Here is a 13266-nt window from a genome sequence, read left to right as displayed (position 1 = left end):
AAATATTCGGGGAGTAATTCTCTCCTAATTTACAAGTTAAACCTCTCGATAGCCCTAATTAACCTGTCAGCTTTTATCCAGGACTTGCTTTGCTTTTAACAGCACTTTTAAATAGCCTAATTGACTATTCCAAGCTGAACGTGGAAGCAATGGTATTTTCTCTACGTCTTGAGATGGTAATGACTTAAGGTCAGTTTTGTTCTCTGAAATTGTGTTAATTTCTGAATTTTCTGCCATAATTTATTATCTCACAAAAGAATAATAAAATTCGGGTTCTTGTTGCCAACCTTCTGACCACTGAATGCTGTTAGCAGTAAAGTGTAATCGGTCGTTTGCTGGCAATAAAGTATCTGTAGGCTCGACAATTAGCTCAAATTCGCCATTATCAAATGGCAATCCTTGCGCCTTTACTTTGGGAACTACACGCTCTCTCATACCTTGTTTGGCATGAACAAGAGCGCGATGATGACAGTAAGGATTATTACCTCTCTTATTAAAGAAAACATGGGCTGTCCAACTGCAACCCCCACGACAAAGTTCAGCATATTCGCAGGTTTTACAGAAACCCCACAGGTGTTTTGTGCCTTCAGGTGTTCCTGCTCCTAGATTGAAGCGTAATTCTTCTGCACCTTTGATAATATCATGCAAGGTATGTTCTCGAATATTACCACCTGTATAGGCAGTAGTCGGTAGTGAGGGACAACCTTTAATCGCTCCGTCAGCTTCAATTCCCAAAGTTGAGAGTCCTGCTCCACAACCTTGCCAAAATGAGAATTCATCCTCCTTTCCCCGTCCCCGCAACAGTCGTTCATAAGGGCCGTAGTAACCAATGTTATTTCCCGCCTGAAGTTGCACACCTTCTTGGTAAGCACGACGCGCCACACGGGCAAGCATGGGGTAGATATCTAACAGTTCATGGGGTTGGAGGAGGATATCTGCGTTATCGGCTGCATTTCCCATTGGTACAGTTAGCTGAACTTGCCAAGCATGAGCACCAGCATCACGAATGCACTCATAGATGCACGGAAATTCTGGTGCTGACAGGCGGTTAATTTGGGTGTTGCAACCAAAAGAAATACCCACTTCTCGCAGATGACTCATGGTTTTAAATGCATATTTCCAAGAGCCTTTCTTTCCCCGCAGGCGGTCATGAGTTGCTTCTAAGCCATCAATAGAAACAGAGACAGTACGAATTCCCGCTTCCTTCATTTTTTGGGCGGTTTCTAACGAAATGCCATAGCCGCCCGTAGTCATACCACACAACATTCCCGCCTCGTTAATAGCTTTGGCAATTTCCAGCCAGTCTGGACGTAGAAAAGCTTCACCACCAATGAGAGTCACTTCTTTAATTCCAACTTCTGCCATCTGCTTGACGAGATCCAAAGCTTCCTCTGGGGAAAGTTCTTTGGCGCGCTCATGTCCTGCACGGGAACCACAGTGACTACAAGCTAGATTGCACTTTAAGGTAATTTCCCAAACTGCGTAGCTTTTGCGGTGATATGTCATAGGTTAACTCTCAATCTCAACCCTCAAAATAAACTAACGCATTCTATTTCTTCATCGTTTTATCGGGTTATTGTACTTCTGTTGAACTAACAACTGCTCCATATAACGCTTGTACAGGTGGATCTATTGCTTTCCAAGGATGTGGCCATGGCTTGGGACGTGGTTTAGGAATCCATTTACATTTAACTGGTGGTTTTCCACTTTCTTCGGGAGGTTGGGCTACAACACTATACGCTGGTTGAGCGACTTGTTTATTGTTGTTTGTAAGCCCGCCAAAGGCTCCCAGTAATTCCTCTTCACTGAGGTCGTCAAACTGGCCTAGTTCTTTTAATTCCAATATTTTAATGGAGGCTGTTTCAAATTCTTCTTGAGAAAAATTATAGCCACCTTCTTCCATTACTTTTATCACTTCCTCAATCTTTTCACTCATTAATCGGGAGTAAAAAGTTTCGTCTTTGACTATTCTGATGATGAACTCTTTAACTTTCTCGAAAATTGTTATTGACATAATTTTTGCTGTGTTGTTATGGTGATTGTATTTTTTGTTTCCCTTGTTCTTGCAGTATCACCCCCAAGTTATAATGGGCTTCTACCAAATCAGGCTGTATTGCGATCGCAGCTCGATAGTAAACAACAGCAGTTTGCCAATCATCTGCTTCTTGGTGAGCAAGGCCCATCTGATGATTCAATTCTGCATAATAGGCTTGTTTCTCTGTTGAAAGCTTCCCTTGAGCAAAAAGCGCATTCCCTAAATTGATTTTCGCTTCTATGCAGTTGGGCTGAAATTCCAGAGCTTTTTCATAGGATGCGATCGCTTCCTCCCACTTTTCTTGTTGTTGCAAGGTGTAGCCCAAATTGTTGTAAATTGTCCCTGCATCTGGTCGCAAAGCAATAGCTTTTCGGTAAGCTGCTTCCGCTTCTGGTAACTGTCCTTGGCCTTGAAGCAAATTGCCTAAACTAAACCAAATTTTCACAGAGTTAGGCTGAACTTGCGAAGCTGCACTCAAATGCTTCTGAGCTTCCTGCAACTCACCTTTTTGTTGTGCCAGCATCCCTAAACCGTATAATGCTTCTGAATAGTCTGGTTGTTTTTCTATCACCTGACGATATAGCTGTTCGGCTGTGTCTAGGCGATTAGCTCGATGATCTTGAAGTGCAAGTTGAAATAGTTCAGCAACTTCTTCGGCGTTAAATTGTCTTGGTTTATTAACCAGTTGCAAAATAAAATCTTCCAGCGCTCTGACTGGCTTTAAATCGCCATATAATTTATGTTTATTTTCTGCAACTTGTTGGGAAATATATTGCCGATATTTAGCATCTTTCCCCAGACGAATGGCGATTTGGACGTATTCTGATTTATTTGAAGCGATCGTCTCTTCTATACCCATCATCTGCAAAATTGCCAGAGAATGCCGCGATCGCATCAGTTCTCCTGGTAAAGTGACAACCGGAATATTATGAGCAATAGATTCGAGCGTGGAGTTACATCCAGACCAACCAATACTATCTAAAAAGACATCTGCTAAAGCTGTAGTCCCAGCAAACTTACTGTTATTGAGGAAAGACAAAAACAAACAGTGATTTTGATAATCTAACCCTAATGCTGCAAAAGCATGGTTTAAGCGCTGGCGAAATCTTTCTGTTATTTCTTCACTTTTGCTTTTAATAAACACAAACTTAGAATTCCCTAATTCTTTAGCAATAGAAGGGAAAACATCATCATGATTGGGCAAATATTTATATAATGACTGACAACACCAGAAGAAAATATCATCCTCTTTTAAACCTATATCTGGTTTCTTAATTTCTTCGGGTGGAATTGCTAAAGGTACGTAATGAATAGATAGATTGGGTAATCTAACTAATTTTTCTGTATAATGTTCTTGAGCATTTTCTGGTTCCATTAAGTCACTGCTCAAGTAATAGTCAATTGTCGGGAGTCCACTAGTCTCAGGGTGTCCCCAAGATGTCATTTGAATTGGAGCTAATCTCAAACAACCCAGCTTGAGGGTCATTGGGTCCATCCCAAATTCTGGGAAAATCAGGATATGTAATTTATCTTTTGTGATTACCTCACACCATTGTTCAGTTGAGCGGACACCTTGGACAAATTTATCAAAAGCCTTGGTGGCACTCATTGTTGCGTAATCTGTTTTGTCCCCGGTGTAATAACCAAATAATTCAAACTCACTTCGATCTATATTTTCTACCCAACCTTTAATAGGGATTTTCCAATTAGAATGACTAGATAAAAACCCAGAAACAATACCAATACGAACCTTTTGATTTTTATCTAAATTTGGCAGAACAAGCGGCTGGCAATCTTGGGGATAGCGACTCGACATAATCTGGAAAATCATTTCCCCATAAGTTCGCTGTAAATCTTGGTCATTTAAGCCTTGATATGTCAAATAAAAAGGTTGAAATGCTCCCACAGCCTCAGATGCTTTTGCCCGTTCTTCCTGATTAGTTAATTCATAATATTTAGCTAAATTTTGCAAATACTGTTGATACTGATTTCGTCTGAATGCAATTTCATCAACATTAGAATAGATAACTGGTAGTTGGCTCATACAAGCACCAAATTTAGCCATATCATAGTTTGGTGTCACTTTGACGGCTTGCTCAAATGCCTCGACTGCCGCTTCTATTTGGTTATCATCTCTCAATGCTGTTCCCAAGTTGGAATATATGTAATCAATATCAGGTCGGATTTTAATAGCTTTTTGATAGGATTCTATGGCGGCATCGAACTTATTTTGTGCCCTGAGAATATTTCCCAAGTTGTTATAGGTGATTGCAAAATCAGGTTGAATGCTTAAAGTTTTTTCGTAAACTTCTATTGCTTCTTCAAATTTACCTTTTTCCTGGAAAAGATATCCTAAGTTGTGATAGGCGTAATGATAGTCTGGTTTAATTTTTAGTGCTTGTTGGTAAGAATCGATGGCATCATTGAATCGCCCTTGTTTTTGGAGTACCTCTCCTAAATTAGTATGAGATGATACCATATCTGGCTGCAATGCAATAGCTTGGCGATAATATAATTCTGCTATCTTGAAATCGCCTGTCTGTTGCCTACCTAAAGCAAACTGCTCATTCAACTCTGCGTAGTGGACTTGTTCTTCTGGTGACAGCTTGCCTTGAATGTGGAGAACATTTCTGATATTGATTTGTACTTCTATGCTGTCAGGGAGAATTTCTAGAGCTTTTTCATAACAGGCGATCGCTTCTTCTAGCTTACCCTGTTGTTGCAGACTAAACCCTAAACTGTTATGTATTGCCCCTGCTTCAGGCTGTAATTGCAAGGCTGCTTGAAAAAATTGTTCTGCATTTTGATATTGTTCCCGTTGCTGCGCCAGCAGACCTAATCCATATAATGCCTCTGACTGCTGGGGATCTACGTCTATAATTTGACGATAAACCTCTTCGGCTTGGGTGAAGCGCTTGGTTTGGTAATATTGACTTGCAAGTTGGAGAGCATCAGGAATTGTGGTCACGTCGCTTTGCTCCAAATTCAAAATTAACAATCCCTATAAATAAACTTAGGAAATTCCATCCTTTTATTTATGGGCCATAATTGATACAATCTTTTTTATTTATTTAATATGTCTTTTGTTCCTATATCTGCAAGGAACTCAAGACTTTTTAAACTTATAAATGATATCGATTGATATCATATCTGCTTGATTACTTCCTAAACTTAATTAAAAAGAACTTTACCCTTCTCTACCTTTCGGGGGTATACGAGAAGCTTAAGGTTACGGTAAAGTATTCCTCTTATGACTATTAGCCCAGAGTTTTAATTCAGGGCGGGCAAACAACACAGACTGCAAACTGGGTTGAGGATTAAATGTTGTAAGTTGTAAAATTTTATTGCGAAAACAGTTATTTAAGACCAAAAGATGTATTTTGGGTAAAAGCCGAAGGCTCAAATGAGCAAAGAGCCTTCGGCAATTTATCAATATACTAAGCTTTCGAGCCTAACTCTACTTGCAGAAGTTAATACTTTTTGTAAGTAGAGTTTAATTATTACTACTTAGTTAGAAGTAGAAGCAAAGCTTGATGACGAAGCAGTAGCACTATTAGGAGTGACGGTGGCGTTAGTAAAGGTTACGGCTACATTGTTGAGGCCGCCCTTTGCTGAAGCATCTGCATCAGCTTGTGCAACGCTGTTGAATTTTGGAGTGGGCTTAGGCTTAGGGACTATGATGACGATTTTCTTAGGCTTATAAGTACCACCGATAATTTCTTCAGAGGTATTTTCCAAGTAGTTCAGATCAGAAATGATCATTTGAGTTCTCCTAAAATTTGTAACTGGTGTTGGGAATATTTGGTCTAACCAACTTGTTTCGTTTGGCTATACATCTAATATACTTTATTACTCAAAAAAGTCAATGCTTTTTTGAGAAATTTATGATTAAAAAAACTAATATATTTATATTGGAAAATCATTTATGTAGTCCTATTTGAAGTCAGAAAAAATTGCATGACAAATTTAAGCAGAAATTAAAATAATTGCTGCCCAGCAAAAGTTATAGCGATTTAATTTAATTTTTAAATAAAGCAAAAGCAGCACTTTGTAGATATATTCACAAAACACTAAAAAAGAAAAGCTATTAAGTTTTGAAGTAAATAAAACCTGTATCTGCAACATTTTTGAAGACTAGAGAAATCTACCCTAACTTAGGGGAGATACTTAGCAACAAAAACATTGAAAATTCCTAAATTATTTAGTCTTGGTGAATAACATATCTATTAATTCCTCTTGTGAACCATCTGAGTCTATTTGAGTAACTATTTTCATCGTGGTGATTTGTTGCTTTAACCACTCAGAAAAGGATTCTGTAATGATTTTTTGGCGCAACTGTTCATCTAATTGGGGTTGAATTACTTCTTCCACCCAAATTAAATACACTCCCTTGGGAGTCGTTATCGGTTTGAGAGCTTCTGGTGGTGCAGCAGCAAAGACAGCGGCTGCAATCTCTGGACGAAAATCTTTGCGGTATCGGAGTCCTTTGTATCCATAAGCACGACGGGCTTCTGGTTCTGAGATATATAGACGAGCAATATCTGGAAAATTGATTTCGCCTTCTTCTAGGGCATAAAAAAGCTCTAAAGCCAAGTCTCGATCCTCGAAGACAACTTCGTAGGTAACGGCGGCGATATAATCTAGCTGATGTTCGTAAAAGTGCTTTTCCAGTTGATTGGAAAATAGATGATTTGCTAACTTCCGCGAAAGGATGTTGTTGTAGGCTAATTCTTCAAACTGATCCACAGAGAGGTGGTGTTTTTCTAGCCATGACCAGGTGTCTTTAGCTTTGACAAGCTTCTTGGCGAACCTTAAGTTATCTCCTTCTTGCTGTAGTTCTTCTGGGGTGACTGTAATTCCTGCCGCTTGAGCTGCTTCGGCAATAATACTTTGCGATGCGATCGCTTTCACCACATCAGGTATCTGACAGGAGAGTTTAAGACTGTGAATAATATCTGAAGTGGAAATGTTCAGATTGTGGGGCATAACACGATATCTCCAATAATTAAGCGGATTGGGGATTGGGCACGGAGCATTGATTATTCCTCCAATCTCCCTTGTCCTATTTCCTGATTCCAGTGCCATACCTTTAACTACATCTCCAAACCGCCCTTTTTCAGTTTCTTGAAGGGATCTAGAACAAAGTCAATTACTCGCCGTTGACGAATGATGACTTCAGCATTTGCTGTCTGACCGGCACCTAATGGAATACGTTTGTTGCCATTTTGGACATACTGCTGGTCTAAGATGATTTCTAATTCATAGGTTTCGATATTGCCTTGGGGTGTTTGGCTAACTTTCGAGTCAGGCGAGATCCAAGTAACTTTCCCTTGCACGATGCCATACTCTTGGAAAGGATAGGCATCAAACTTAACTTTTACTGGCATTCCTACCTTCAAGAAACCGCTATCCTGATTAGGCATATTGGCTCTGAGTACGAAGTCTGTTTTCGTGGGTGCGATTTGGGCAATCCTTTGACCGACTTGTACCACTGCTCCTGGCTTAGTGGTGGGTAATTCAAAAATCACCCCATTAATTGGCGATCGCACCACGCGCTGCTGAATTTGCAATCTTGTAGATATAAGCTGGCTTTTAGTCTGAGCGATTTCCGATTGCGTTGCTGTTATTTGTGCTTGTATATCTTTTAGCTGCTCCTGATTTTTCATTACAGCTAGTTGTCCGGCTTGCGTGGCACTTTTATAACTACTTTGTTCTTCTTGCAGTCGGAGTTTTGCTTGTTTGATATCAGACTCCAACGTTTTGATAGTTACTTGATAATTATTTAGCTCTTGGGCTAAACGCAATTCAGCTTGTTTAATATCTGATAGAGACTTTTTATAAAGTCGTTTGCTTTCTTGCTCTTGTTTTTTGATTTCATCAAATTGGGTTGCAGCAACTACCTTATTGTCAACGAGTTGGCTAAAGCGTTCAACTTGCTTAGAATCTATACTCAAACGGGCTTTAGCCGATTCTTGATCGTCGCGACTGGTGGAAATTTGCTCCTCTGCTTGCTTAACTAATGATTGTTTTTCTAACTTTTGGAGGTTATAGCTACTCAGTTTGGCATCCAGGTTTTGCCGCACCTGGTTAAGTTGAGCCATTTTTTCTAATTCTTGGGATTTATTTTGTTGTTCTAAAAGACTCGTTGACATTAAGAGTTGATTTTTCAGCAATTCCAGTTGTGATTGCCGATTTTGTAGCCCTTGCAATTTGCTCTGGACTTGTTGGAGTTCCGTTTGCAGCAAATCAGAATCCAGTTCCAGTAAAACCTGGCCGGCTCTAACTGTATCTCCTTCTTTGACTGTAACTGCTTTGACACTCCCAGCAGCTTGAGCGTCTAATTTTTGAGTTGCGCCTTTAGGTTCTATACGCCCTCTGGCGCTACCAGTTTCATCTACTTTCGAGAGAATTGCCCAAGGCAAGAATAGACCAGTAAAGCCGATGAGCGCATACAACAAACCACGAGTCCAAATTCGAGGTAAGGCATTGAGTAGTTTTTCTGTACCGTAGTACAAATCTTGACTTTCATTGTCTGCCTCTGTCTGCTCGTCAAACTCTACCGATTCCTCTTGCTGTTTGTAACCTTGATATTTATCTTGCTCATCTTGGGGAAGTGGGGACGATCTATTGGGATGTGGCATGGTTTTATTTCCGATAACAGTAGATGGGGAGTGGGAGAGAAATCAATTCAAAATTCAAAATTCAAAATTCAAAATTGTTCGTGTAGAGTCTCGTAGAGAAGAAAAAGACTGCCCAATGCCCCATCAACTAACTTGAGACAGCTGTTGTTGATTCAGGTAGTAATAATGACCTTTTTTAGTGATTAATTCGTCGTGGGTACCGCTTTCTACCAAAATACCTTGATCTAAAACCAGGATTAAGTCCGCGTTGCGGACTGTAGAGAGGCGATGGGCAATAATTACACTTGTGCGTCCTTTAAGAATTGTTTTGAGGTTGTTTTGAATAATCCGTTCTGATTCTGAATCTAGGTGACTAGTGGCTTCATCAAACAGTAATAACCGAGGATTTCCGAGCAAAGCACGAGCAATAGCTAGGCGTTGGCGCTGCCCACCAGAGAGCATTCCGCCGCTTTCACCAATTTCGGATTCGTAACCCATCGGTAATTTTTGAATAAACTCATCGGCTCCAGCATATTTTGCTGCTTGGATAATTTCTTCTGAAGAAGCATTTGGATAAGCGATCGCAATGTTTTCCCGAACAGTCCCACCAAACAGAAAAGTATCTTGGTCTACAACGCCGATTTGGGAACGGAGCGATCGCATAGATACACTGGTGATATCGTTACCATCAATGAGTATTTTGCCATCTGTCGGTGGGTATAAACCCAAAATCAATTTACTGAGAGTTGTTTTTCCAGAACCGCTGCGCCCTACGACTGCAACCATCTGTTCCGGCTGAATTTCAAAGTTGAGATTTTCTAATACGTTAGTGTCACTTTCTGAGTGATAACGAAAGGTAACATTCTGAAAACAAATGTTACCGCGGAGTTTACCCAACGACTTGCGGGGTTTAGTTTCTAAGTCTTCTTCTGGTTCCGCCTCCAACACATCATTAATGCGTTCAGTGGAAATCACGATTTCCTGTAATTCATTCCACAGCAAAGCGAGTCGTTGGAAAGGACTCAAGACGTTACCCACCAACATATTGAAAGCAACTAATTGTCCGATAGTTAGTTCGCCATTAATTACCTGGGTCGCTCCATACCACAGCAATGAAGTATTTACAAAGGTCTGGATGACGCCACTGATAATTTGCAAGCGATTGTCAATTATTTGAGCATTAAAGTCTTTTTTGATTAAATCATTTAGCAGTTCCTCCCAACGCCAACGCACTGTCTGTTCAATTGCTAATGAGCGGACGGTACGAATTCCGCTTAGGGATTCTATGAGATAGCTTTGTTCTTTGTTAGCTGCATTAAAAATATCTCTGGAGATGCGGCGCAAAATACTTGTGCTGGCCAGCGCCAAGATAAAAAATGGCGGTACAGTACACAGCACGAATAATGCCATCCGCCAGCTATAGGAGAACATCAAAGCCAGATAAACCACTAATGTCAGCATATCCAACACAATGGAGAGTGTCTGACCAGTAAGGAAGTGCTGAATTTTCTGGTTTTCTTGGATGCGCGAGATTATATCCCCAACGAAACGCGACTCGAAATAAGCAAGGGGTAAACGGAAGGTATGTTTGATGAAGCCTACGAGTAAGGCGATACTAATGCGATTAGCAGTGTGAAATAAGAGATATTGCCGTACACCGTTGACAGCAACACCAAACAACCCAAAAACAATCATTCCCAAACCAATGGCGTTTAAGGTTGGAACACTACGTTGCACAAGTACTCTGTCGAGCAACAACTGTGTAAAGACTGGCGTTACTAACCCAAATAATTGAATTACTATCGAAGCTATAAAAATTTCTAGCAGTGTTCGATAGTGAGGTTTGACTAACTCAAAAAATTTCCAGAAGCTTCTACTTTCGTCTTTAGCACTTTTTAGTAGAGGTGTCGGTTGCAGTAACAATGCATAACCACTCCAACCTGCTTGAAATTCAGCTTTTGTCAGACTGCGTTGACCAAGAGCCGGGTCACATACAATCACCCGCTTTTTGGTGATTTCATAGACAACAATAAAGTGTTTACCTTCCCAGTGAGCAATTGCAGGCAAAGGTTGTTCTGCTAATTTATCAAGAGTAGCTTTCACTGGACGGGTGGCAAAACCCAGGTATTCTGCCGTTGCTGCCATAGCCTTTAGGGATGCGCCGTTGCGAGTGACATTGGTCATATCCCGTAGGCGATTGATACTAAAATGTTTGCCCCAATAGTTACCAATCATCACCAAGCAAGCAGAGCCACAATCAGCTGCACTTTGTTGGGCATAGAAAGGATAGCTTTTGGTAATGCGTTTCCACCAATGCCCCATTTGTACTTTCGGGCTGGGAAAGTAAAAACGTGATTTTTTTGTTGGCTGTTGTTGTGACTGCTTTTCTTTTTGGGGAAAAGGAATAATTTTAGATTTTGGAGATTGGGAAGTTTTTTCTCTAGTACCCAGTCCCCAGCGATGCACTGAGCCGGTCGTTGTGTCCTCAGTCTCCGATTCCGTTCCGCTGACGCTCATGGCAAAAGCCCACTCTCCCAACTCCGGGAAGTATTCTAGTGCTGTTTGCATCTGGTCGTTTTTCAGAATGTAAGCAATCGTTGGTTGCGTTGTTTGCCAATCTCCTTGTTTTGGTTGAGCAAAGATTGTACCTGGTGTCAAAGAATGACCTTCAGAATGCCGCAGTTGACCTTTGTACAATAGCCACAACTGTGAATCTTGGGATATTTGTGGAGTTACAGAGCCAGTTTCTAACTGGTATCGCTCAAACAAAGATAAGGCTTTGAGCATTCCTGCAACTTGTGATGTATGGCGTGGGAATTGTGATACTTGGCGACATAACAACAACAAATCCCAAAGTTCTGCACGGGCGAATAGGCGATCGCGAATGTTAGGATACTTGTCTATCAACCTTTGCAATGCTTCTTGCCTGAAATAGCCAAGTTTTAAGCTTGTCGAAGCTCTAACTACATAAGGACTAAAGTTAGCTTCGGGAAACAAAGTCAATTCACCAAAAACAGACCATGCACCAAAGGTAGTAATTAAATTCTCAGAGCTATCTAACAGCCGGACTTTACCTGTAAGAATAATGTATATACCAGGATTCGTCTGTGCAGATTGCCAGAATTGCTTTGCTGATGGTGGCTCCACAATTTCCATTTCTGCCAAGAAGTTCTCTAGTTCTTTTTCTGAAAGTTTTGTATCCAAGGTGTACAAAAGTCTTTCACCCACATGTTGCTCAGAAAGCACTGGTGGCATTTTCTAATCTCCACAAAAAAATTTAGTTATCAGTCTGAATCCAATTCAAAAGTTCATTAAAAATATTATTTAATCCCGTATTTTCACCGAGGAAACTCTAAGCTTTATTAGAGTAAAGTTAGAGAGAAATAGCATGGTAGCAAAGCATCTATCTTTTACATACAAGGGATTTTTATTGGGTGGACAACCCACTTGTTGCAGCCAGTTATTGATGTGGCAATAACTAGTGTAAATGTGAAAATATCGAGCTAGAGCTTTGTTTATCTACATTCAGCTTCAAGAGCAACTAACTGCATTAACATGCTCCATACAAATATGGATAGCTCATTTTGGCAATCAGCGGCGGTTGTAAGTGATGATTAAGAGGAATTATTTTCGGATCATAATTTGCTTTATGCAGCAATAGCTACGCAAAGTATTTCATTTCTCCATCACAAACTATTGAAGTTTTTTCTAGTTTGGGACAATGTTCTGGCTGAAAGTTAGCTTTCATGCTCTTGAAAAAGACCTGACTCGGAAGAATTCTTAAAAGAATGTTTTCAGACATTCCTAACTTTTTAACAGCCTTGTCTTGACTTAAATGGTGTGACATAATTGTAGTTAGAAATTGCATTGAGTCGTAAATGATGTGAAAACGTAATTCCTTGCAGTTGTGTGAACAAAGCCTGACAGGAAAAAAACCACAAGTACAAATCTGACTAACCTTGTAGTGTTAATCAGAAATTTACACAATGTGCAATTAGCGCCCAGCATATTCCCCTAGTGCTTTGCGAGTCTAGGAGATAGTCTCCGGCATAGCTTCATTTTTATCGTGCAACCTAGAACAAAAGAGGATTTTGAGTAGGTTACAGGAAACAGAAGACTATAAAAACTATAAAGCTATAAAAGCACATCGTAATTTTTGTTTAAGTAGTATTTTACCAATTAAGCAAAACTCCATTTAAACAAATATTGCTTCAGCTTGCTTGGAGATTCCAGAATGGATCTTTTCCCAGCACTGCCTAGTATCTTTAAGTGAGCATCTAGCAAGTTATTTAACGTTTGTATTATACCTCCTATAGTGTAATAAATGCAAGTGACTAAAAGAGACTTGCGAACATCATATTTACATACAAACATGATATTTACATAATTAGCTTACACTCCTTAGCTGTGGAATTTAGATATTTTAGGAGTTTCTTAATGTAAATTTTCTGAAAAGTCACCTAATAGATGATTTTTAACAAAAAAAATATATTTCACAACCATTTATACATTAAATCTTTAAATAGCTAGGGGGCATAACATGATGGTAGTCATAACGGCGACTATTGTTTGCTTAAAGGTGATATTTAAGTTGTTTGAATTAGCTGTGAG

The 13266-nt window shown here is 39.9% G+C and carries 8 protein-coding genes; all 8 read right to left on the bottom strand.

The annotated features are described in order from the left end of the window. Positions 1-66 precede the first annotated feature (66 nt). Positions 67-237: a hypothetical protein gene (locus HWQ40_RS19820; protein ID WP_292780746.1), complete on the bottom strand. Its 171-nt coding sequence runs from the start codon at positions 235-237 to the stop codon at positions 67-69. Positions 238-243: 6 nt separating this feature from the next. Further along, positions 244-1506, bottom strand: coding sequence for a nif11-class peptide radical SAM maturase 3 (locus tag HWQ40_RS19815; protein WP_292780745.1), 1263 nt, complete (start codon positions 1504-1506; stop codon positions 244-246). A 67-nt stretch (positions 1507-1573) separates the two neighbouring features. Further along, entirely contained in the window at positions 1574-2014 is a 441-nt protein-coding gene (locus tag HWQ40_RS19810) for a Nif11-like leader peptide family RiPP precursor (protein WP_292780744.1), read from the bottom strand. A gap of 16 nt (positions 2015-2030) precedes the next feature. Next, the gene (locus HWQ40_RS19805) at positions 2031-5003 is read right to left on the bottom strand and encodes a tetratricopeptide repeat protein (protein ID WP_292780743.1); all 2973 of its coding nucleotides are present in this window, start codon (positions 5001-5003) and stop codon (positions 2031-2033) included. A 539-nt stretch (positions 5004-5542) separates the two neighbouring features. Then, positions 5543-5797 (bottom strand): hypothetical protein, encoded by a 255-nt coding sequence (locus HWQ40_RS19800; RefSeq protein ID WP_292780741.1) that lies wholly within the window; start codon positions 5795-5797, stop codon positions 5543-5545. 435 nt (positions 5798-6232) lie between these two features. Further along, entirely contained in the window at positions 6233-7021 is a 789-nt protein-coding gene (locus HWQ40_RS19795) for a peptidylprolyl isomerase (protein WP_292780739.1), read from the bottom strand. A 107-nt stretch (positions 7022-7128) separates the two neighbouring features. Continuing rightward, positions 7129-8676, bottom strand: coding sequence for an HlyD family efflux transporter periplasmic adaptor subunit (locus HWQ40_RS19790; RefSeq protein ID WP_292780737.1), 1548 nt, complete (start codon positions 8674-8676; stop codon positions 7129-7131). A 123-nt stretch (positions 8677-8799) separates the two neighbouring features. Further along, on the bottom strand, positions 8800-11910 hold the full coding sequence (locus HWQ40_RS19785; protein WP_292780735.1) for a peptidase domain-containing ABC transporter: 3111 nt from the start codon (positions 11908-11910) through the stop codon (positions 8800-8802). Positions 11911-13266 lie beyond the last annotated feature (1356 nt).

This window comes from Nostoc sp. NMS9 (assembly GCF_017114995.1).
Classification (GTDB): domain Bacteria; phylum Cyanobacteriota; class Cyanobacteriia; order Cyanobacteriales; family Nostocaceae; genus Nostoc.
Note: the sequence above shows the minus strand (reverse complement) of the source record. Positions and strands in the feature narration are given on the sequence as shown.